The 21762-nt window shown below is 72.0% G+C and carries 18 protein-coding genes and 2 pseudogenes; 5 read left to right on the top strand and 15 right to left on the bottom strand.

Features of this window, described 5'->3' with window-relative positions; translation table 11 throughout:
• Positions 1-15: 15 nt before the first annotated feature.
• The 9 genes from ACZ4WS_RS23490 to ACZ4WS_RS23450 all read right to left on the bottom strand — a co-directional run bounded on the left by ACZ4WS_RS23490 (position 16) and on the right by ACZ4WS_RS23450 (position 12702).
• Positions 16-1362, bottom strand: a complete 1347-nt coding sequence (locus ACZ4WS_RS23490) for a stearoyl-CoA 9-desaturase (protein WP_467983160.1) — start codon at positions 1360-1362, stop codon at positions 16-18.
• A complete protein-coding gene (locus ACZ4WS_RS23485; RefSeq protein WP_467983159.1) occupies positions 1359-2813 on the bottom strand; it encodes a nitrosuccinate lyase in 1455 nt (484 codons plus the stop codon). Before ACZ4WS_RS23485 ends, ACZ4WS_RS23490 begins: the two co-directional genes overlap by 4 nt.
• The gene (locus ACZ4WS_RS23480) at positions 2810-4786 is read right to left on the bottom strand and encodes an FAD/NAD(P)-binding protein (protein ID WP_467983158.1); all 1977 of its coding nucleotides are present in this window, start codon (positions 4784-4786) and stop codon (positions 2810-2812) included. The genes ACZ4WS_RS23485 and ACZ4WS_RS23480 overlap by 4 nt, the downstream gene beginning before the upstream one ends.
• Positions 4776-6125 carry an ATP-grasp domain-containing protein gene (locus ACZ4WS_RS23475; RefSeq protein WP_467983157.1) on the bottom strand — a complete coding sequence of 450 codons (1350 nt, stop codon included), beginning with the start codon at positions 6123-6125 and terminating at the stop codon, positions 4776-4778. Before ACZ4WS_RS23475 ends, ACZ4WS_RS23480 begins: the two co-directional genes overlap by 11 nt.
• A gap of 89 nt (positions 6126-6214) precedes the next feature.
• Positions 6215-7450, bottom strand: a complete 1236-nt coding sequence (locus ACZ4WS_RS23470) for an MFS transporter (protein WP_467983156.1) — start codon at positions 7448-7450, stop codon at positions 6215-6217.
• The gene (locus ACZ4WS_RS23465; protein ID WP_467983155.1) at positions 7447-9006 is read right to left on the bottom strand and encodes an ATP-grasp domain-containing protein; all 1560 of its coding nucleotides are present in this window, start codon (positions 9004-9006) and stop codon (positions 7447-7449) included. The genes ACZ4WS_RS23470 and ACZ4WS_RS23465 overlap by 4 nt, the downstream gene beginning before the upstream one ends.
• Positions 8990-10279, bottom strand: a complete 1290-nt coding sequence (locus ACZ4WS_RS23460; protein ID WP_467983154.1) for an ATP-grasp domain-containing protein — start codon at positions 10277-10279, stop codon at positions 8990-8992. The genes ACZ4WS_RS23465 and ACZ4WS_RS23460 overlap by 17 nt, the downstream gene beginning before the upstream one ends.
• Entirely contained in the window at positions 10272-12245 is a 1974-nt protein-coding gene (locus ACZ4WS_RS23455) for a hypothetical protein (protein WP_467983153.1), read from the bottom strand. Before ACZ4WS_RS23455 ends, ACZ4WS_RS23460 begins: the two co-directional genes overlap by 8 nt.
• 100 nt (positions 12246-12345) lie before the next feature.
• A complete protein-coding gene (locus ACZ4WS_RS23450; RefSeq protein WP_467983152.1) occupies positions 12346-12702 on the bottom strand; it encodes a 4Fe-4S dicluster domain-containing protein in 357 nt (118 codons plus the stop codon).
• Between the two features lie 229 nt (positions 12703-12931).
• Here ACZ4WS_RS23450 and ACZ4WS_RS23445 point away from each other — a divergent pair, with 229 nt between their 5' ends.
• Complete coding sequence (locus ACZ4WS_RS23445) at positions 12932-13135, top strand: hypothetical protein (protein WP_467983195.1); 204 nt, start codon at positions 12932-12934, stop codon at positions 13133-13135.
• A 69-nt stretch (positions 13136-13204) separates the two neighbouring features.
• Positions 13205-13759, top strand: a pseudogene (locus ACZ4WS_RS23440) (tRNA-dependent cyclodipeptide synthase); the annotation flags it as partial.
• Here the strand turns inward: ACZ4WS_RS23440 and ACZ4WS_RS23435 are convergent.
• Positions 13698-14909: a sensor histidine kinase gene (locus ACZ4WS_RS23435; RefSeq protein WP_467983151.1), complete on the bottom strand. Its 1212-nt coding sequence runs from the start codon at positions 14907-14909 to the stop codon at positions 13698-13700. The pseudogene ACZ4WS_RS23440 and the gene ACZ4WS_RS23435 overlap by 62 nt on opposite strands.
• Positions 14910-15022: 113 nt before the next feature.
• On the opposite strand from ACZ4WS_RS23435, the gene ACZ4WS_RS23430 reads away from it, so the two are divergent.
• Positions 15023-15754: a hypothetical protein gene (locus ACZ4WS_RS23430; RefSeq protein WP_467983150.1), complete on the top strand. Its 732-nt coding sequence runs from the start codon at positions 15023-15025 to the stop codon at positions 15752-15754.
• A 202-nt stretch (positions 15755-15956) separates the two neighbouring features.
• Here ACZ4WS_RS23430 and ACZ4WS_RS23425 read toward each other — a convergent pair whose 3' ends face one another.
• Positions 15957-16826 (bottom strand): SCO2400 family protein, encoded by an 870-nt coding sequence (locus tag ACZ4WS_RS23425; RefSeq protein WP_467983149.1) that lies wholly within the window; start codon positions 16824-16826, stop codon positions 15957-15959.
• A gap of 457 nt (positions 16827-17283) precedes the next feature.
• Here ACZ4WS_RS23425 and ACZ4WS_RS23420 point away from each other — a divergent pair, with 457 nt between their 5' ends.
• A complete protein-coding gene (locus ACZ4WS_RS23420) occupies positions 17284-18390 on the top strand; it encodes a GNAT family N-acetyltransferase (RefSeq protein ID WP_467983148.1) in 1107 nt (368 codons plus the stop codon).
• 193 nt (positions 18391-18583) lie between these two features.
• Here the strand turns inward: ACZ4WS_RS23420 and ACZ4WS_RS23415 are convergent.
• The 4 genes and pseudogenes from ACZ4WS_RS23415 to ACZ4WS_RS23400 form a co-directional block, all read right to left on the bottom strand.
• Positions 18584-18703: pseudogene (locus ACZ4WS_RS23415) on the bottom strand (helix-turn-helix domain-containing protein); the annotation flags it as partial.
• 54 nt (positions 18704-18757) lie between these two features.
• A complete protein-coding gene (locus ACZ4WS_RS23410) occupies positions 18758-19450 on the bottom strand; it encodes a DUF4232 domain-containing protein (RefSeq protein WP_467983194.1) in 693 nt (230 codons plus the stop codon).
• 243 nt (positions 19451-19693) lie between these two features.
• Complete coding sequence (locus ACZ4WS_RS23405; protein WP_467983147.1) at positions 19694-19867, bottom strand: hypothetical protein; 174 nt, start codon at positions 19865-19867, stop codon at positions 19694-19696.
• A gap of 281 nt (positions 19868-20148) precedes the next feature.
• The gene (locus tag ACZ4WS_RS23400) at positions 20149-20796 is read right to left on the bottom strand and encodes an ATP-binding protein (protein WP_467983193.1); all 648 of its coding nucleotides are present in this window, start codon (positions 20794-20796) and stop codon (positions 20149-20151) included.
• 220 nt (positions 20797-21016) lie between these two features.
• Here ACZ4WS_RS23400 and ACZ4WS_RS23395 point away from each other — a divergent pair, with 220 nt between their 5' ends.
• Positions 21017-21613: a TetR/AcrR family transcriptional regulator gene (locus tag ACZ4WS_RS23395; protein WP_467983146.1), complete on the top strand. Its 597-nt coding sequence runs from the start codon at positions 21017-21019 to the stop codon at positions 21611-21613.
• The last annotated feature ends 149 nt before the right edge of the window (positions 21614-21762 follow it).

Raw genomic sequence — 21762 nt, 5'->3', positions numbered from 1 at the left:
GTCGGCCGACAGTCGTCAGTCGTCGAAGGCCGCGAACAGCTCGCGCTTGCTGACATCGCGCACGCGTCGTACGTCGAACTCCTCGGGATCCGCGGCGGACAGCGAGTCGAAGACCAGGTTGATGGCGGGTACCAGGCCCCAGGCGTGGTGGTACGGGGGCCAGCCGGGGCTGCCGCGGTCGGCGTCGGCCTGGCGGGCGAAGAGGTAGTTCGCCCAGTCCCGGATGGCCGGCCGGCGGTGGTGGAAGTCGTGCACCACGGTGTCGCCGGTGAGGACCAGATAGCGGGCCGGGAAGTGCACGCAGACCATGCGCAGCGTCCAGCGCAGCCAGGCGGCCGTGCGGCGCAGCGGCGGCAGTCCGGCGGGCGGCGCGGCCTCGCCGATGAAGATGGCGTTGGTCAGGCTGCCGAAGTACTCCTTGCCGCGGCGCTCGGTCAGCGTCGGGTCGGGGAACGTGTGCTTCACGCACAGCCGCAGGGTGTTGCTGATCTGGAACAGCGGCAGCAGCGGTACGAACCAGACGACCAGCAGGGCCGGCCAGGTGCCCGTGGCGATGGTGGCCGCCCACGTGCCGCCGTACAGCGCGCTCGCCGTGACCCGTTCGGTGCGCGAGGAGCCGTGCCAGAAGGAGCGGGCCCGGGCGACGGCGAACGTCGTGTGGAACACCGGCGAGAACAGCTTGCCCAGCACCCGCCGCCACATCTGGCCGCGGGTCATGCCCGGGTGCAGGTCGAGGCTGATCAGGAACGCCTGCACGGTGGGATCGCGCAGGGTCATGTGGTGGGCGGCATGGTGGTCGCCGACGTGCTCCTCGCTGTAGCGCGAGAAGTGCTGGATGACCAGCAGGGCGGAGGTGGCCCGGCCGATCGCCGCGTTCAGCCTGCGGCGGCGGAACATGTTCCGGTGCGAGCACTGGTGGTAGATCATCATGCGCAGGTTGCGCATGCCGTGCAGCGTCATCGCCCAGCCGGGCAGCAACAGGACCAGCCAACTCCCGGACGCGGCCCAGCCGGTGACGGACACCGCGACTCCGGCCAGCATCGAGAACACCGCCGCCAGGAGGTGGAAGCCGGGCGTCCACCAGCGCAGGGCGGCCTGCCCCGCAAGGGGTTTGCCGGTGAGGAGGGTGAGGGGGTACTGGACGAAGCGGGGGAGCGGGCGCATGGATTCGCGGGGCTCGGGGGCGGCTTCGGCTGTCGGGGTGGTGCGGGCGCCGGCCGCGGCGGGCGGTGTGGTCCGGCCGGGGTGTGCGTCGGCCGGGGAGGGCTGGGACGGTCGCGCGGTACGTGCGTCGGTCGGGGCGGGCCGGACCGGGCGGGTGGTGCGTGCGTCGGTCCGGGGCGGCAGGGTCGGGGCGCTCATCGGGATACCTCTTCTTTCGCGCTGCCGAGTGCCCGGTCCACGAGCGGGCCCGCGGCGCCGGTGTAGCGCGCCGGGTCCAGCAGCTCGGTCAGGGCGGTCTCGGTCATGGGATCGGGAAGGTCGGGGCCGAGTACCTCGCCCAAGGGGCGTCCGGTCAGTTCGGCCTCCAGGGAGGCCCGCGTGAGCAGGGCCTTGGCCTCGGCCCTGCCGAGCCGTGGCGCCAGTACGGCGGCGAGCCGCTCCGACACCAGCTGGCTGCCGGTGAGCTGGAGGTTCGTACGCATCCTGTCCTCGCGTACGACCAGGCCCTCCGCCAGCTCGGCCGCGCACCCGGCGGCCCCGCCGGCGAGGCGCAGGCATTCGCGCAGCGGCTGCCACTCGGCGTGCCAGGCGCCCGCCGACCGCTCGTCCTCGGCGAGCAGGCACTGGTGAAGTGCCGAGACGAGGCCGGGCACTTGGAGCGCCGCGGAGCGGATCAGCGTCGACAGCACCGGGTTGCGTTTGTGCGGCATCGCGGAGGACGCCCCGCGCCCGGCCGCCGACGGCTCGGCCACCTCGGCGACCTCGGTACGGGCCAGCGACTGCACGTCCACGGCGAACTTGCCGAGGGCACCCGTGGTGAGCGCGAGCGCCGAGGCGAGCTCGGCGACCGGGGTGCGCAGGCTGTGCCAGGGCAACCGGGGCCGGTGCAGCCCGAGTTCGTCGGCGTAGGCGGCGGCCAGGCGTGCGTCGTAGTCGTCGGGCCGGTGCCGACCGGCGTACTCCAGGTATCCGGCGAGGGTGCCCGCCGCGCCGCCGAGCGACACCGGCAGCCCGTGCTCCAGGATCCGGTCGATCCGCGTTCGCGCGTCGAGTGCCAGCTGGCGCCAGCCCGCCGCCTTCAGCCCGAAGGTCGTGGGCACGGCGTGCAGGGCCAGTGTGCGGCCCGGCATCGCGGTGTCCCGGTGCGCGGCGGCGAGTCCGGTCAGCGCGCGGACCGTGCGGTCCAGGTCGGCCCGGATCAGGCGGAGCGCCGTCCGGCAGACCAGCATGGCGCCGGTGTCGAAGACGTCCTGGCTGGTGGAGCCGCGGTGCACGTACTCGGCGGCTGCCGGATCCCGTTCGGTGAGCACCGCGGTGAACGCCTGGACCAGACCCACCACGGGGTTCGCGGTCTCCCGCGCGGCCCGGGCCACGGCCACCAGGTCGAGCAGCTCGGCCCGCGCGGCCTCGCTGATGACCCGTGCGGCCGCGGCGGGTACGGTCCCGAGCCGCGCCTGCGCCCGGGCGAGAGCGGCCTCGGCGTCCAGCATGGCCTGCAGCCAGGCCCGGTCCCCGACGGCGGCCGCCACGGCGGTGCCGGCGCGCACGGGCGAGAGCAGCCCCAGATCCGCTTCGGCGGTGTCGAGTGCGGGGTCGAGCGCGATGTCACGCACCCCGGCGGGGGCGGTGTCCACGGTCGTCGACGTCATGCCGGCGCTCCCGCCAGATCGGGAGCGGACTCGGTGGACTCGGCCGACTCGGCGGGCTCGGCCGACGCGCTCAGCGAGAGGACCGCGCGGGCCACCGCGTCCGAGTCGCCCAGGGTCACGGAGTCGACGCCGGGGCGGATGCCGGCGGCCGTCACCCAGTGGACCGCTTCCGTGGGCACGCCGTGCGCGAAGCGTCGCGGGTGCGGGCGGCCCGCTGCGTCCACCAGGTGGTACGGCCGGTCGGTGACCTCCAGGCCGCCGGTCTCGTAGGGGGAGCCGTCGGCGGCCGGGATGCGGAACGGGCGGCACTGGCCGGTCGCCTGCAGATGGCGCAGCAGCGGGTCGGCGGTGCGGCGCAGATCGGGCTCGGGCAGCCGTGCCTCGATCAGGACGCGGCCCGTCATCCGCACGCCGGGCACCGAGGACTCCAGGGCGAAGCCGTCCGCGCCGGTGGTGATCCGCGCACCGGGGCCCGCGATACGCAGCACTCCGGCCTCGATCAGCGCGATCATCTGCTCGACGCGGTGCGCCGGCGGGCCGATGGACAGGAAGGCGTTCAGCGGCGTGTACCAGTGGTCGAGGTCGTCGCGGTGCGAGCGCCCGTCGAGCCCTCCGTGGTCCACCGCGAGCCGTATCTCGTTGCGCAGGTCGCGCAGCACGTCGAGCGCCGCCTTCAGCGGACCGCTGACATTGCCCAGCCGCGCGGCCCGCACATCGGCCCGCAGATGCGCCAGCAGCCACCGTGTGAAGTCCGCCTGCCCGCCGAACTCCCGCTCACCGTAAGGCCGGTGGATGAGGTCCCAGTCCCAGCGTTCGGCCTCCCCGATCCCCGCCTCGGCCAGCAGCCGCTGCTCGGCCGCGCCGCGCGGCGCGGTCACGAAGCGGGCCGCGAACGCCTCGGCCTCGGCACGGTGGACGCGGGTGGCCAGCAGCGTCTCGTAGTAGACGCTCTCGACCTCCTTGGAGATCAGCGGCCACAGATCGGTACGGAAATCGAGCCGTTCGCCCGCGTCTGCGGCCTTGCGCAGCCCTTCGATGTACGACGGTGTCAGCAGCCGGGGGAGGTAACGGCCGTGCGCGCCCTTCTCGTTCTCGCCGCGCGCCTGGTACGGCACCCCGCGCCGCGATCCCGCGCACAGCAGCGGCTCGCGTCCCGACAGGCGGTAGACCAGACCGCTGCCGGTCCGCTCGTACGTGCCGCCGCGGCCCTCGGTGAACAGCGCCATGTGGTCGAAGAAGTTGAGCCCGAGCCCCCGCAGCAGCACGGTCTCGCCGGGGCCGGCCGGCCGGGCCAGGTCGAGGTCGGCCGGGTTGGCGGGCGCCAGATAGGTCAGGTCGCGATCCACCGCGAAGACGGCCAGCTCCTCCTCGGCCGTGGACATCCGGGCCGGCACATGTCCCTGGGACAGCACCACCGCGTCCAGCCGTTCCAGCCGGGTGCCGTCCTCCAACAGGACTGTCTGGTGCGGGAGTTCGTCCGCGTCGTCCAGGGTGACGGCGCGGGAGCGGTGCACCCGTACGGTCACTCCGGCGGGGGCGCGCCGCACCACGCGGCCGAAGGCCCACTCCAGGTAGGCCCCGTACAGGGCGCGGGACGGATAGGAGTCGGGGCCGAGGTCACGTGCCTCCGCGACGGTGGCGTCGGTGTGCTCCTCCGCGTCCTCGAAGGGCCCCATCAGAGTCAGGAAGCGGGCCCACTCGTACAGGCTCGGACCCGGCTCGTCGGGCCCTTCGATCCGGACGCTGGCGTCCGTGAACAGGGTGATCTGCGAGGCCACGGTGTTCATCAGCAGATGCCGCGACTGGCTGGTGCGCCAGACCCGGCCAGGTCCCGGCCGGTCCGGGTCGACCACGTGCACGGTGACCGGGGCGGCGGGCCGGTGGGCGCGGGCGTTGGCGCACAGCCGCTCCAGGACCGAAAGGCCGCGTGGCCCGGCGCCGACGACGCAGACATGAACGCGCTCACTGGTCATGGTTGTCGGTCTCCAGGTCTTCCGGGGTGTGTTCCGGGGCGTCTTCAGAGGTGACTTCGGGGGTGTCTTCAGCGCTGCCTTCAGCGCTGTCTTCAGGGAGGCCGTGCGCGGAGGCCGGGTCCCGCACGGTGACGGTCAGCAGCTCGGCCGCCCGTCGCGCGGTGTCCTCGGCCGCGACGGCGTCGGCGCCCGTGGTGATCACGGACCCGAGCCGGTCCCAGGAGGAGCGCACATCGGTGACGGTGTCCCCCGGGCCCCGGGTCAGGTCGACGCGGACGACGCCGGGCAGGGCGCGTGCGGCGTCGGCGTTCCCGATCCCGGCGATGGTGCCGGGGCGGGGGGCCGTCAGGAACCGGATGGCGGCCGCCCGCGCCGGAGCCGGCGGCGCGCCGGTGTCCTCGTCCAGCAGCGTGGCGATCCACCGGTCGTGGACGTCGATGCCGTACGCCAGGTCGATGAGGTCCATGATCCGGTCGCCCGGCGGACGCCCCGCGCACTCGATGAGCCGGGGGCCGTCGGCGGTCAGCACCCACTCGGCGTGCAGGATGCCGCTGCCGTACCCGACTGCGTCCACGAGTCGCTGCAACTCCTGGGTCCACAGGGGCGCTTGGAGGTGGACGGTGTGTCCGGTCTCGACCGGGCTCGGTCCGTCGAGGGTGTACTTGCGTGTGACGTTGCAGAAGACGACGTGTCCGTCGCGGACCAGGGCCTCGGTGGAGTACTCGGGCCCGTACAGGCGCTCCTCGACGAGATAGCGCCAGCTCATCGGCCGGTTGGCGAGCTGTCGTCCCTCGTCGGCGCCGGTGCAGTACCGCCAGGCCGCGGCCGGGTCCGCGCCCGCGTCCAGCAGCAGCACACCGAGGCTGGCCTGGCGGCCCGCGGGCTTGACGACGCAGGCGCCGCCGCGTGCGAACTCCGCGATGTCCGCCGCTGATCGGACCTCCCGGAAGTCCGGCCCTGGCATCCCCGCCGCACGGGTGGTCTCGCGCAGCAGCAACTTGTCGCGCAGGACCCCGGCGGCCTTGCTGCCCGGGCCCGGCAGCCCCAGCTCCTCGGCGGCGAGCGCCGCCGCCACGACCGCGTACTCGAGCCCGGCCACGACCGCGTCGACCGGGCCGCTCTCGCGTACGACGTCCCGCACCACGTCGAGGAACTGCTCGTCCTGCTGGTAGCGGCCGAACCGGACCTCGCCGAGACAGGGGTGCCGCGCCGCGCGCGGGGCCAGCCCCTTCGCCTCCCACAGGTCGGACTCCTCGACGAGGACGACACTTCCCGCGGGGCGGCTCTCGTCCAGCGCCGCGAGGACGCCGTCGTTGTAGCCGATGAGCATGAGGCGCATGTCAGCGCGCTCCTTTCGGGTGCCGTTCAGTGGGTTTTCGGGCAGCCGGTGCCCTTCAGCGGGGCGCGGGCTTTTGTGACCGGTGCCGGTCAGGAGGATTCGGGCGCGGTACGGACCAGGGCGGCCGTCAGCAGTCCGAGGGCGGCGAGCGTGTACCAGTACCAGGCGAGCAGGCCGTGTGCGAAGGCCAGCAGGAAGACGGTGCCGCCGGCGAAGGAGCCGAGGGACTCGCCGCTCGCGGTGGCGACCTGGCGCAGGTTGAACACCTCGACCACCGGCCGGTCGCCGTCGAGCCCGGCGAAGGCCGTGCTGACGGTGGGCGTGAAGACGGTCTCGGCGAACGAGAAGACGGCGAGGGCCGCGAAGGCGGTCACCAGGCTCGTGCTGTCCGCGCCGAGCAGCGCGAACGCCGCCGCGAAGACGACGATCCCGGTCCGCAGATACCGCTCCGGGCCCGTACGCCGTTCCAGACCGCGGTTCATCCACACGGTGACCGGGATCTGTACGACGACGACCAGCACCGCGTTGAGCGTGAAGAACCCCGCGCGCAGGGCGGTCCGGTCCGTGAGCTCGGCGATCTGCAGGGCCAGGGCCGAGAAGAACTGGGCGTACAGAAGGCTTCCGACCGCGGCGAGCAGGGACACCCGTCGGATGTCCGGGTCGGTGACCACGACTCTCAGCAGGCCGAGCCGCAGCGGGGGCCGGGTGTCGCCGTCGGACAGGCGCAGACCGCGCGGCACGGTGCAGGCGACGGCCAGCGCCGCGACCGCGTACAGCGCGCCCACCAGGGCGAGCAGCAGACCGTAACGGGCGCCGCCGAACAGCAGGTTGGCGAGCACCGGGCCGACGGCCGCGGAGATGTTCACGGCCACCTGGATGGCCGAGAACACGGTCGAGCGGTCCGCCGCGCCCGGCAGCGACACGGCGACGTAGGCCCGTGCGGTCAGCGCGTTCACGCTGATCCCGAACCCGGCGACGACCAGACAGCCGACGACCGCCCACGCCCCCGGCGCCAACGGCAGCGCCCCGAACCCGGCCGCCGCCAGCAGCAGTCCGGCCACCATGGCGCCGCGCACCGGCGCCCGGTGCAGCACACCGCCGCAGAACAGCGACCCGCCGCGCACCGCGAAGGTCAGCGCCAGCAGCGCCGTCCCCACCCACCAGGCCCCGGCAGCGGAGTCCAGGCGCGGCACGAGCAGCGGCAGCACCGGCAGCAGGGTGAAGTACCCGAGGTGGGAGAGCAGATAGTCGAGGGTGATGGTCGTGAGGACGCGGCGCCGGGCGTCCGTCTCCTGAGCGGGGACGGCGACCGCCTGCACGGTCACGAGACGCCTCCGGGCGTGATCCCGCCGGGGGTGGCGGGGGGCGGGGTGGCGGCCGGGGTGCTGTCCGCGGGCAGGGGCAGAGGCAGGGGCGTGGGTTCGGGCGCGGTGGCGAGCTGCGGTCGTATCTGTGCCGTCGCTGCGGCTGCCGGGGTGGCGGCCGGGCTGCTGTCCGCGAGGGCGAGCACAGGCGCGGGCGCGGGTTCGGGCTCGGCGGCGACCTGTGGTCGTATCTGTGCCGTCACCGCCGCTGCCGGGATGCCGGCCACGTCGTTGTCCGCCCGCGTGGACTCGGGCGCGAGCCCGACCCGCAGGCGTGCGCGTGCCGAGTCGAGCGCCGCGTCCACCGCCGCGGTGTCCCGGGCGGCGGCGACCAGTACGCCATGACGGTCGGCGGAGCTGGCGACGTCGTTCAGGACATCGCCCGCGCGTACCGACAGGTGCGCGGCGACGAGCGACGGATCCGCGGCGATCTCGTCCCAGCCCTCGACCGAGGTGACGCGACCGGGACCGAGGACCAGGAAGTCGGCGCCCGCCGCGCCCACCGGGGCGGGCGGTTCGGGCACCGGGCGGCCCAGCAGGTCGTCCAGGAGCGTCCCGTACAGCTCGAAGCCGGGGAGGGTGTGTTCGACGAGGGCGTGGATGAAGTCGCCGCCGGGGCGGGCGTGGATCTCGCCCATCACGATGCCACCCCGCGGAGTGACCCAGAACTCCGCGTGCAGCACCCCGTGGCTCACCCCGGCCGCGAGCACCGCGCCGGCCACCGTGTCCCGGGCGGCCGAGGCCGTCGCCGGGTCGAGCGCGGCCGGGGTGCGGTGACCGGTCTCCACGAAACCGGCACCGGTGCGCTTGGCGGTGAGGGCGAGGATCCGCGGCTTGCCGCCGACCATGACGCCCTCCGCCGAGTATTCGGCCCCGGTCACGAACTCCTCGACCAGGAAGGGCAGTTGGAGCCCCGCGACGGCGGCGTCCAGCTCCTGCCTGGCACGGACGAGGGAGACCCCCGCACTGCCCATCCCGTCACGCGGCTTGACCACCCACGGGCCGGTGGTGGCGGCGAGGAACTCCGCCGCCTCCGCGAGGTCCGCGGCCACCGCGAACGACGGCTGGGCGAAGCCCGCCTCCCGCAGCACCCCGCGGCACACGTCCTTCGTACGGATCGTCCGCACCGCCTGGGGATCGTTCCCCGGCAGCCCCAGCTCCCGTGCGAGCTCCGCCACGGCGAGCACACAGCCCTCCCTGACGGTGACCACGGCCCCGATCTCGGGATGCGCGGCGGCGAACTCCCGGCACGCCACGGCGTCGAGGTGATCGAGCACGGCCGTCTCATCGGCCGGTATCCGCCACACCCCGGACCCCAGCGCAGCCGCCGTGTCCGTCCCGAGCACCCGCAGCCCACGCGCCCGTGCCTGCTCCCCGAGCCGCCGCAACTGGTCCTGCCCGTGCGGAGAAGGGGTGACACAGCCGACGACGAGGACGGTGCCGGGCCGGGGGGTGCCCGGCAGCCGGGGGGTGCCCGGCGAGCCGCCGCCCCCCGCCCCTTCAGCGCCCGGTGTCATCGTCGGCCCCGACGGTGATCCTGATCGCGGCCTCGGCCGCGTCCAGGGAGACGCGTACCGCCTCGGCGGTGTCCCCCGTGGCGATGATCGCGCCGATGGTGCTCGACATGTAGTCGGCGGGCGGGAGCTGGACGCGGGCGCCGGGGGAGCGCTCGATCGCGATGTGCTCGACGCCGGGTACGCGCAGCGCGTCCAGCACTCCGTCGACGCTCGTGAGCACCCCGTCGGCGGGCGCGAGGAGCTTGCGCAGACCGGAGTACAGGGTCGGCCGGTCGGCCGCCAGCGGGGCCTGCCCGGTGGCGACCCGCACCGTGTTCTCGCAGAACGGCACCCCGGTCGCGAGCCCGACCAGATGCGAGGTGATGAAGTCGCCGCCGACGCGGGCCGCGCACTCCACCATCCGGGCCCTGCCGTCGGGCCCGACCATGCACTCCAGGTGGAAGGTGCAGTCGTCCATCCCGAAGCCCTCGGCCACCGCGTGGGTCAGCTCGTGCACGGCGGCGACGGAGCCGGCCGGCAGCTCGGTCGGGAAGAGGTGGCCGACTTCGAGGCGGTAGGGCTCGGTGGTGGTCTTGTCGGTGATCCCGGCGATGTGCACGCGGCCCTGGTGCACCCACCCCTCGACGCTGTGCTCGGTGCCCGCGAGGAACTCCTCGATCACGATCTCCCCGGCGTGCCCGGTGAACACCCGGTCCACGTCGGGCTGCACATACGAGGCCAACTGTTCGTAGGCGGGCTGGAGTTCGTCCTCGCCGTGCACCTGGAAGATGCCCTTGCTGCCGTTGCCCGTGGCGGGCTTGAGCACCAGCGGGTAACCGATCTCGGCCGCCGCCTTCGCGGTCTCCTCCCAGCTGGTGACGCGGGCGAACCGCGGCGACAGGTCGGGCCGCACGGCCGCCAGCGCCTGCCGCATCAGGTACTTGTCGCGGGCGGTCCGCGCGGTCCGCTGCGACGCGGCGGGCAGTCCCAGCGCCTCGGCGACGCGGCTGACGGTCTCCACGGCCGGGTCGGACCAGGTGACGACGCCCGCGACGGTGTGCTCGGCGGCGATGGCGGCCACCGCGGCGTCGACGGCGGCCGCGTCGTACGTGTCGACCTGGTGGACGGTGCGCACGATGTCGCCGGGCAGCCCGGCGGGCGGGGCGTCGGCGATGAGCGCGACACCGTAGCCCTGGCGGTGGGCGGCGTACAGGGCGGAGCGCTGCTCCAGCGGCGTACGGCGCAGGTTGACGAAGACGACGACGGGGCGGTCGGGGGTGTGCGGCTCAGACATGACTCTCCAGTTCGGGGGCGGGCGTGGACTCGGACACGGGCTCGGCGCCGGGGCCGGGGCCGACGATAGAAGCGCGGTGCCAGCGGTGGTCGAAGGAGGTGACGTCGATGCGGCGTCCGGCGACCGCGGCCTCGGCGACCCGCTCGGACAACTGCGCCAGGAACCGGGCGACATGGGTCACGCCCACCAGGTCCGTCTGGTCGAAGGGGTCGCCGGTGCAGCGCAGCACCCGCAGATCCGTCAGGCTCTTGAACGGGAAGCCCGCCACCATCACCGGTTCGGGGCTGCGCGCCGAGAAGCGGATCAGATTGGCGACGTGTCCGCGGTGGTGCAGATCGGAGAAGACCGCGAGGTCGGGCAGGACGTGCGGGGCGAGGAAGTCACGGGCCTGCACCGCCGGGTCCTTGGGCAGGTTGCCCGGCATGACGTGCCAGGTGTTGTACTGCATGCGCGCCGACATCGCCCACGCCGAGTCCGCCACCTTCACGCGGTCGCCGCCGTGCAGGTCCACGGCCCGCGCGCCGGGCACGACACAGCAGTAGAAGTCGGGCAGTTCCCAGGAGACGATCTCCGCCCAGTCCTGGCGGGCGAGCGCGTCGATCAGCCGGGGCAGCGAGCGGATGCCCCGGCTCAACGCGAAGTGCGCGTCGAAGACGTCCACCGCGCCGGCCACGGTCGCGTGCACGAGCGCCTCGAACCCGGTGGCGAAGTCGCCCCGCGGCTGCTGGAGCCACTCCTGGTCCAGCGCGTCCAGTACGGAGGCGAAGTCAGGGCCCGCGGCGGGCACCAGCTCCGTCAGCCGCTCGCAGATGCCGAGCTCCTGCGTCCCCGGCCGTGCGAGGCGCGGCAGTGCCCGCTCCGACTTGCGGCGGGTGGTGGCGTTGATGTCGTAGTGAATACGCCGGGAGGCCACCAATTGGGCGCGTGCGGCGGCGATCTGGGCCGCGCTCCTGACGAGGGCCTCGACGCGCGGCAGGCCGTCGGCGGGAATCTCGTCGATGACCTGGTCCGGGTCGGCCTCCAGATACACGGCGCGCGCGGCACGGAAGTTGTCGGCGACGTTCTCCAGGGTGAGCTGGACGCCGTTGCAGCTCTCGATGCGGTTGGGGCCGCCCGAGGAGTACATGAGCCACAGACAGGCGACGACGACGGCCTCTTCGTCGCTCCACAACTCCAGGGGCAGCAGGTCCAGATGGTGGAAGAAGCAGTCGGGGTGGGTGGGCAGCAGGCTCTTGCCGGTGAGGTTGTTCTCGTCCTTCAGGTTCGAGTAGACGGAGTCGTCCTTGTAGAGCATCACGGGCGGTACGAGGAAGACGGCGCCGCGGATCGCGTCCACCGCCTCCGTGCGGCCGGCCTGCCCCATCGAGTCGAGCAGCGCCCGGCACTCGGCCACCTCGTGCCGGGTGCGCTGTACGACGTCCGCCAGGAGCAGCCGGTACTCGGCGAGGTCCTCCGCGCTCCACGAGACGCGGGCGGCGACTCCGGTCGCGGCGGCCTCGGCGGGCAGCGCGCGGCGGGAGGGCACGGTCACGACGAGACGGCCCTGCGGGCTGAGCGCGAGGCTGCTGGTGAACACCGCGTCCCGGCCCGCCGTGCCGGACGTACCGGGCCCGCCGGGCTCGCCCGAGCCCGCCACGCGTCCCGGCCGGGTGAGCATCCGGACGGCGGCGGTCTCGGCACGGGTGAGGGAGCGGCGCGCGATCTCGGGGTCGAGCCGGCCGCCGAGCGTGGTCAGCGTGTCGATCATCCCGGCGATGCCGGGGGCCTGGCGGGCGGCGGCGAGGGTGTCCTGGAGGAGTCGAGGAAAGCCCGCGTCGTCGAGGGTGCGCTCCGGGTGCGGGGTGCTCCCGGCCGGCCGGTCGGCACGGCTGGGCCGCTTGCTGCGCCGGGCCTCCTCCATGGCGAGGCGGCGGGCGCTCTTGGCCCGGGCGGCGAGGGAGTCCGCGTTCCTGGCTGGGGCGGCCACGGAGTCCGCGTTCCTGGCCCGGGTGGCAGCGGCGTCCGCGCTCCTGGCCCGGACGCCAACCGGATCCGGCCGTACGTCAGTTGCCGTTTCGGGCCGTACGTCAGTTGCTGTTGCCGCTTGCACGGAACTCCTCCTGTCCCTCCACGTAGGTCCACAGCGACTGGCTGGTGGGCTGCCAGTCGTCGTCGGGGTAGATGCAGTCGACCGGGCAGGCCTGGACGCACTTCGCGCAGCCGTTGCACAGTTCGGGGATGATCACGACGTCGAGGCCGTGGTTGTAGATCGCGCTGAACTGCGGCGGGCAGGCCCGCATGCAGGAGTCGCAGCCGATGCACTCGGCCGGTTCTATGCGGCGCGGCGCCTTTTTCCACTCGTCATTTCGACGGTGTTCGGAGAGGCGCTGCGCGAAAGTCGTCGCGGGCGGAGGAATGGCGAAGTCGACCTCGTCGCTCTGCATGGATTCGCTTTCCTGGAGGAAAAGGGGAGGGGGGTTCTCCGAGACCGTGACCACCGGCCGGTGTCACCGGTGGTGGTCGCGGGGCTCACGCGGCGGCGGGGTCTCCGTTGCCGAGGAATTTACCGAGGCACGTTTTCGGGCCGTTATCGGCTCGGCATCGCCCGTTCGCAGGAGAACTCCCTTCTCTGGCACGTTCTGTGACGCGACGTTTCTCCGTGGCGGAGAATCTGTGAAGCGGGAAGAAAAGGGGACGCCGGAACATCGCAGGCCCGTTTCCGGCGTGCCGATGCTCAACGCGATCGACGGCGTGCTCTGCCCCGAACCCGACGGCGCCTTCTACGCGTACCCCTCCGTGAAGGGCGTGCTCGGCAAGGAGATCCGCGGAAGCTGCTGGGCGAGGCGCGCGACCAGGGCCTGCCGTTCACCGGCGTGAACGGGTACAGCGCGTCTGGCCGAGGTGAACCCGTACAGCCCACCTGTACGGGTTCACCTCGGCACCGCCATGAGGCCCGTTGACACTCTCCGTGTCCGAACGCTAACTTCTCGGCGTCGTCGCCACACCAGGAGCACGAGGCTCCATTGGGACTTGCGACGCGAAGGACACTTTCCGTTGACGACTGTGACCGTTTCCGAGATCCAGCACGTCACCGAGAAGCCGACGACCTCCGGCCTCTTCAACGTCCAGCCCTACACCCCGCACTGTCAGGTGATCCAGGCCGCGGGCGACCATGCCGTGATCGGCGTCTCGCCGGGCAACAGCTACTTCTCCGCCCGGCGCCTGGCCGACCTGACCTGCTGGGGCACCGAGCACTTCGACCGGGTCGACTTCGTCTACACCGACCTCCATGTCGCCGAGATGTACGAGGCGTTGGGCTACGGTGCCGACGACGCCCGGCGCAAGGCGGTCAAGAACCTGCGCGGCGTACGCGCCAAGGTGACCGGCGCGGTGGAGGCCTTCGGCGGCGCAGGGCTCGGCGCGCACGCCATGTCGGACTTCACCGACGACCCGGCGTACCGAAGACTCCACGACCACATCCGCGAACTCCTCGACACGGATGCCGAGTTCCGCGCGGCCTGCGACGCCCTCGTGGACTCGTACGCAGCCCCGAGCCGCGCGAGGCGTCGGCGCCGCCGCGCCCGTCGTCGGTGACGCCGATGCGCAGCATCCCGTCCTCGACGTCGTGGCGCAGGTCGATCCAGGCGCGCTCGGCCCCGGAGTGCTTGGCGGCGTTGGTGAGGACCTCCGCCACGGCGAAGTAGGCGGCGGATTCGAGCGGCGGCTCGGGACGGCTGGGCAGGTCGATGTCGACCTCGGTCTTCAGAGGACTGAGCATCGCCAACGACCGTACGGCATCGGCGAGTCCGCGATCGGCGAGGATCGGCGGATGGATGCCGCGCACCAGGTCGCGCAGTTCCTGAAGCGCCTTGGACGAGGACTGCCGGGCCTCGGCGAGCAGCGTCCGTACGGCCTCGGGGTTGCTCTCCAGATGCCGCTCGGCGGCGTCCAGCGTCATGCCCATGGCCACGAGCCGGGCCTGCGCGCCGTCGTGCAGATCGCGTTCGATACGGCGGATCTCGGCCATCTGCGTGTCGACGGCCTCGGAACGGGTGGTCGTGAGGTGCTCGATGCGGTCGGCCAGCTGCGCGCCCGGGTCGGGGGCGAGCATCGCGCGCAGATAGCGGGAGTGCAGCCGCACGGCCCTCGGGGCGACCCACAGCGCGAGCGGGAACTGCGCCGCGCCGAGAAGGCCCGCCGGCGTGGCGGTCAGCGCGTCGTGGACCGGGATGAAGAGATACGAGACCGCCCAGGGCGACCCCCACTCCTGCGACAGCCGCACCCCGAACACGGCCGCCCACAGACCCCACACCCCGCTCAGTATCAGCGCGTACGGGCCGAACACGAGTGGGCCGCCGATGAGCGGATCCAGCCGCGTCCAACGCCGTTCGCGCCAGAGCTGGTTGCTCTTGTCTGCCACCCCGCTCCGCAGCGCGGCGCCCGTATGCCCGGCGGGCAGTGGTGCGTACGTCGCCGGGATGTCGACGCCGGACCACTCACGGGCCGGCAGCCGCTGCCGGTCGGCCAGCGCGCGCACGGCCCGCGCGGTTTTCGGCAGCAGCCTGACACCGATCCCGGTGGTGAGCACCTTGGACACCGAGTGCAGCCACAGCGACAGCCACAGCGCCCGCAGGGACAGACCCCACAGCACCACACAGCGGTTCAGGCCGGTCTTCCTGGCGCGGTCCCTTACCGCTGCTGCACGGGTACGAGCTGGGCTAGGCTGGCCCGTTGAGTGCCGTACACGGGGAGAGGGGCACTGCGATGGCGCAGCGGGGTCCAGCAGCCGGGCAGCCCAAGGTGTTGAATCCACTGTGGATCATCTCCCTGTTCCTGACCCTGTCCGAAGTGGCCGTCGGGGCCGCCGCGACGCAGACGCAGGGCTGGCTCCAAGCCCTGCTGGTGGTCTACTCGGTGATCTTCCCGACCGGCGTGGCGGCCACTTTCTTCGGCATCCTGATCAAGAAGCCCTTTGTGCTCTACGCACCCAAGGACTACTCGAGCAATCCGAGCGTGAACGACTTCGTGAGCGCGCTGAATTCGTCCCGCAGCCGCGGCATCGAGAACATGGAAGCGTCGATCCGGCTGACCATCGAGGAAGCGGTGCCGAAGATCCTCGACGAAAGGCTCGGTCAGCTGGATCAGGCGGCGATCGTCGAGGCAGCCGTCCAGAACGCGCGCACCGACTTCCTCCAGCGCACCCTGCGCATCTCCCTCTCCGCGCTCGACGTGACCGTGCCGGACCTCCTGCTGCCGGTCAGCGAGGACACGCGCGTTCAGGAAGTCCTGGACGAGGTGTGGTCCACGCAGGGCGTGGTGCCCGCGTACAGCTACGGCCGGGAGTGGATACTCCTCGACGCGGCGACCAAACGCCAGTTCAGGGACATCGGCTCAACGTGGGCACAGCGCAACGACGCCGGTCTCTCCGACACCAGGACTCTCGGCGAGGTCGGTATCAGGCCCGGGACGCAGCTGATAGCCGCTCGACTGGGCTGAGAACACGGCGTGTTGCCGGTCATGTCCTCCGCCGGGACGGACCGGACGCACCGAGCCACGTCGGTGTCCGTACCCGGGTCGGCCCATGCCGCGGCCGGCCACGCGAGGGCCGGGTGACGGGGTGGCCATGTCTGACGACCCTGCCCACCCTGCCCACCCGGCCCAGGACAGCCCTGCGGCGTCGAAGCGCTGCTCGGTGCGGTCAGCCGAGGCACACCACGAGCAGGCATATCTGCGAGGGCGAAGTCGCTGCCGGCGCGGGGCTCGCCTGCGACGATCCCGAGCTCGTGCCGGCGGTGGCAGAGGGCGCGGGCGTCTGCGTCGGCGCCGTAGCGGTGTGGTCGGAGACCGTCTCGGCGGAGGACGGGGAGGTGGTCCGCGGCTGCGGCGCGGACGTCGCCGTCGCACGAGGAACGGCGGCGGAGTCCGTCCGTACGTTCGGCGGCGTGGTGCTGAGCGGGGCAGCGGCGGACTGCCGGCGCGTGAGGTCGGCCGCGGGCGACTGCACGGGGGTGCGCGAGGTCCGCTGAGTTTCAGGCCGTGTCGACGACGGGCCGGGCTGCTGCGTCGCCTGGTCCTCCGCGGTACCCATGCCCGCGACGTCCGGCGCCGTGGCCGCCTGCGCTTGATCGGCGGAGTTCCGGTCCATCGCGGCAACGGTCAGACCGCCTCCGACGAGTGCGACGGCAGTCGCGACCACGGCCCGACGCTGGTTCTTCTTCCAGCGGGCCAGCTGGCGCCGCCGCGCCGCCCGCCCTTGCGGCGCGGTCGTCGCAGCCTTGAAATCGTCGTACGGGTCGGTCTGCGGGACCTCGTCCATGCCGGCCCCGACCGCTGCCTCGCCACTGGGACGGTCGTCGTGCAGACGGCCGTCGTGCCACCTGTCCGAGGGCGTGAACGCCCACGCCGCCGCCGCGCTCACCGGCGTACCGGGCATCGCCATGGTGGCCTGGGCCGGGGCGATGCGGCCGCGGGTTGCGACGTGCGGAGCGATGTCGGGAGCGTAGGCACCGCACCCGGGGCACACCAGGGCGCCATTGAGATGCCGACGACATGAGGAGCAGTAGTCCATCTGCGGTCTTCCTGACTTGACATGCCGTCGAGCCGCCGGGCCGCGGCCCGTTCACGTTTCGCACGTGAGGTCGAGTGGCCGCAACGCTAACGAGGCTTTCGAAGGACTGTGTGCAGCCTGTGTGACACTCCTGCACGGATTCTCTGGCAGCCACGCATGTGTGCCATACCCCCCGGCCATGCCCCAGTGCCTCGTGGACGGCCCTGATCGGGCCAGGCCATCCGATCCGCACTCTTCCGTTACGACAGACACCCTTGACAGCGTGCGTACTGTTTCGCGACGTTTGAGCCCCGCCGAACGGTTCGATTCTCGGTCGTCGACTGTGGAACGAGCGCGTACCGGCGTGGATCTGCAGACAGCCGAAGAAGTGGCAGGACGCGGAAAGCGCGTCGTGGGGGGAATGGGGGAGCGGTCGCCCATGGGATCTATGAGATCTACGCGATCTACGCGGTCTGAGGTGGACATCACGATCCACAGACCTGAGGAGCTGGACACCGCGCTGTGCCGGGCCTGGCACCTGACGATGGACGAGTCACCCGACTACGCCAACCCTTTCCTGGCGCCGGAGTTCGCGGCCGGGATCGGCAGATACCGCAGTGGGGCGCGGGTGGCGGTCCTGCACGAGAACGGGGAGCCCGTCGGCTTCTTCCCGTACGAGCGCAACGCCCTCGGTGTCGGCCGGGCCATCGGTCTCGGCCTCTCCGACTGCCAGGCCCTCGTGCACCGCCCCGGGGTCACCTGGGACACCCACGAACTGCTGCGGGCCTGCGGGCTGTCCGTCTTCGAGTTCGACCATCTCGTCGAGGAGCAGAAGCCTTTCGGCAGATACGTCACGGGGACGTTCGCCTCACCGGTGATCGACCTGAAGGACGGCGACGGCAGCTACGCGGAATGGCTGCGCGGCACGTACCCGGGGCTGGCCAAGACGACGCTGAAGAAGGAACGCCGCCTGGGGCGCGACCTGGGCGAGATGCGGTTCGTCTACGACGAACGCGACCCGCGGGCGCTGCGCACGCTCATGCGGTGGAAGTCCGCCCAGTACCGCAGGACGGGACGGATGGACCGGTTCGCGCGGCCGTGGATCGTGGACGTGGTGGACCACCTGTTCCACGTCCGCGACGAGCACTTCACCGGCGTGCTGTCGGTGGTGTACGCCGGCGACCGGCCGGTGGCCGCGCACTTCGGACCGACGTCGCGCACGGTGTTCGCGGCCTGGTTCACCGCGTACGACCCCGATCTCCGCTATTACTCGCCCGGACTGATCATGCACCTCCGGATGGCCGAGGCGGCGGGCCGGCAGGGCGTGCGGCTCATGGATCTGGGACGCGGCGACAAGGAGTACAAGGACTGGCTCAAGACCCGCGAGCTGCGCGTGGGCGAAGGCTTCGCGACCCGCTCCCACCCGGTGGCGGCGGCGCACCGGCTGTGGCGCAGGCCGGTGCGCGGCCTGCGGAACACGGTCCTGGCCCATCCCCGGCTGCGGGAACCGGCCGACCGGCTGCTGAAGACGGCCGGCACGCTGCGCACGTCGGGCCGGTCGGGCTCCGGCGGAGCGGGAAGGTGACGATGCCGTACCGGAGTCCACCTGGCGGAGCGTGGACGCCGTCCTGACCACGAACCCGTACGGGACCGTGTAGCCGGCGCCCCGGTGACCGCCGGCACGACGGCGTACAGGTTCGGCACGGTGAGCGCGGCGCGGGCGGCGAGCTGCTTGCCGAAGACGGTGCGCCAGTAGTGGCGCACGATGGGCAGGTCTTCCGCATCTGGGCGGGCACGGTGGGCTGGGAGGGCCCGAGCAGCGGTGCCGCCGCGGTGAGCGACCCGGAGCGGTAGACGGCCAGGAAGGTGCGCAGCAGGTTCAGGTCGACGTGTGGCACGTAGAGGCCGGAGGCCCTGCCGCCGCCAGGACGACAGGGCCTCCGTCCTGGTACTCAGGAAGGCTTGGCCGCCGATACCGCGGTGGCGGTCACCGTGTTGTCGCACTCGGCGAATTCGCCGTCGTCCAGGGCGACTTGGTGTGACCCTGATCCCGGAAGGCCGACCACCAGCGTGGGGTACACCGCCGGATCCGTGCCGGACTTGCAGTAGCCGTCGGCCTCGCCCTGGACCTGGACGAAGGTCAGCTTCACCCATGCCTGGCCCCCCGGGGCCACCCGCACCGGCGATGCCGATCCGGTGGGTGTCACCGACAGTGGAGAGTTGTGCTCCGGGGAACCGTTGCCTGCCCCCGCCACCGACGGGTGGCCGTTGAGGGCGCACGGCTGGCCGGAAATGTTGGTGAACTCGACGACCGCAGCTCCGGTTCCCGTGCCGTCCGGGCGATCAGCAGCCTGATACGCGGCCGCCTTCAGGCTGCTCGCCGCGCACGTCTTCACCGCGTCGCCCGACGATGCGGATCCGGAAGAGGCGCTGGCCGCCGGGGCCGTTGATGTGCCATCCGTGGCAGGCGCCGAGGAGGCGGAGTCCGGTGAACCGGAACGAGTTTCCGAGGCGCTCGGCGAGCCTGAGGGCGACCCGGCCGCCCCTGCCCCGCCGCCACCGGGCTGGCACCCGGTCACCATCAGAGCGGCTGAGGCCGCGACCATCGCCAGCACGCTTCTGCGGATGCCGTTCTTGTACTGCATGATGTCCCCCGAAAATGGATCGCACTTGGCGCCGGTCCTCACCGACCCTCGTCGATGCAGACAGAGCCGGCGGGCCTGGGGTTCACTCGGCAGATCACCTGTGACGCAGCAGTGACGAGATCCGGGCCGGATCATCGCAACCGCCCGGCTCGGCGGATTACCAGTGAAGGGTGTCTTCGCGCAGGGTCGGGGTTATTCCGCTGAATCCATGGGGCACGGCTTCCTTTCTCGTCGGGAGCGCAGTCACCCGCCGCGCTTGTGGACCGTGTGGATGAGGGTTTCGGCTTCGGAGGGGCGGCCGGCCAGCCGACCGGCGGTACGTATCTGCTCGTCGGTCATCCCCCGCTTCGCCAGCTGGATCGCCTCATGGATCCCGTCGCCGTTGCGGCTGTCGAGCATCGCCAGGAACCACCGCACCAGCGATCCAAGCGTTGACGGCCGCCTTCCAGTCTCCCCTCACAGCGGCTTGCCGACCTTGCTCAATGAACTCGGCAGCGGAATGACCAGGGGAGGGAACAGGACCGTCGTTCATGAGCAGACATGTTGCAGGGCCCAGGCCAACGATGCATCTCGACTGGAATGAGCCGTCGTTGACCGTGACAGACCGCCCAACGCGGCATGGCTACGGCGCACGCCGACACCGCGTCTCCGTGAGCGCCCCCCAGCGCCATGCCGGAGGGCACTCCTGGATGCCCGGATCAGATGGCGTCTATCTGCCAGGCGACCACGCCGGTCGATCCGGTTGTCTGCGTCGGCATTTCGAACCACATGGTCTTGCCGGTGGCCGTACGGGTGCTGCCCCAGGCTTCGCTGAGTAGATCGAGCAGTTCGGTTCCACGTCCGCCTTCCGCGTCGGCGTCGACGACGCGACGCACGGGGCCGGCGGGGTCGGTGTCCTCGACCTCGCACCGCAGGCGGGAGCCGCGCACCTGCAGGTTGAGCCGCAGAGGGCCGCGCGTGTGGCGCAGGGCGTTGGTGACCACTTCGCTGACCAAGAGCTCGGCGGTTTCGGCCGGGCCCTCCAGATTCCAGTCGGCCAGTTGCGCGGTCACCAGGCGCCGGGCCTGGCGGACCGAGGTCAGTTCCCGTCGTAGGGGCCAGGAGGCGTCCCAGACGGTGGCACGGGCGCGGGGCGCGTCGAGCGGTCGCAGCGGTTCCAGGGTGCGCGACCAGAGAGCCCGGTTCCGGGCGACCCACGATGTGGGTGCGACCTCCGGGGAGCGGCCCTTCCCCTGAGCACGGTCCGGGGCGCTCTTCAGCTCCGGCTCTCCTCGGCGATGGCGAAAAAGCCGGGCAAAGCACCCTCCGTGAGAGGTCGTGGTGAGGCCGATGACCCGGGGGGCCATGGGGATCAGTCCCTTCTGAGCGGTGGCGGCCATGGGTGCCGCGGCGGCGGAGGCCGCCGGTGACCGGGCCAGGTATGCGCCAGGCCTGGTGTTCACGTAGCAGTCGCTACATCTTCAATATACATGTAGCGGGCGCTACGGTAAATACCTGGACAAAAATTAATGAATCAGACATTCGAGATTCCGCTCCGCCCCGCGTAGCTACAGATGGGAAGCCCTCATGGCGCGCCCGCCAGACCCGGCCAAACGACGCGACCTGCTGGACCGGGTCCGCGAGTACATGATCCGCAACGGCCTGGCCGGCCTGTCCCTTCGCCCCCTGGGCAGGGCCCTGGGCACCAGCGACCGCATGCTCCTGTACTACTTCGGCACCAAGGAGCGCATGGTCGCCGAGGCGCTCGCCCTGGACGAGAGGCGACCGCTCGTACGCGTCCGGAGCCTGCTCAACACCATCGGCATCCCCAAGGATCCGGCGTGGCTCCGCGGCTTCATGGAGGAAACCTGGCAGCAGTTCAACACCCCCGACCTGCGCGCGGCGCTCCCCCTCTACCTCGAGATCATGACCGCCAGCCTGCTCCACCCCGACCGGTACGGGCCCGTCCTGCGCGACGCGCATTCCGAGTGGACGGGCCTGCTCATCCCCGTATTCCGCGACCTGGGCATGACCGAGGCCCGAGCCCGAACGGAGGCCAGCCTCCTGGTCGACGCATCCTTCGGCCTGCTCATCGCGGCCCTGGCCGACGACGACTGGGACCGGGCCGACGCAGCCTTCCATGCCCTCCTCGACCGCCTCGAACCCGGCTGGCACGACACCTAGCGAACGTCCCACGACCGCCTCAGCCGTAGAGGGTTTTCCCGCCTTTGCCCGCAGCCGCCAGCGCGCCGCCGGGCGGTGCCGACGCCGAGCCGGTGCCGCCCCTCTGCCGAATCCTGAGGCGCCTCGCCGGCGACCGCGTCCTGCAGGCA

The sequence above is a fragment of the Streptomyces sp. NPDC029292 genome, assembly GCF_055569295.1.
The sequence above is the reverse complement of the archived record's forward strand: the minus strand, read 5'-3'. Positions and strand labels throughout refer to the sequence as shown.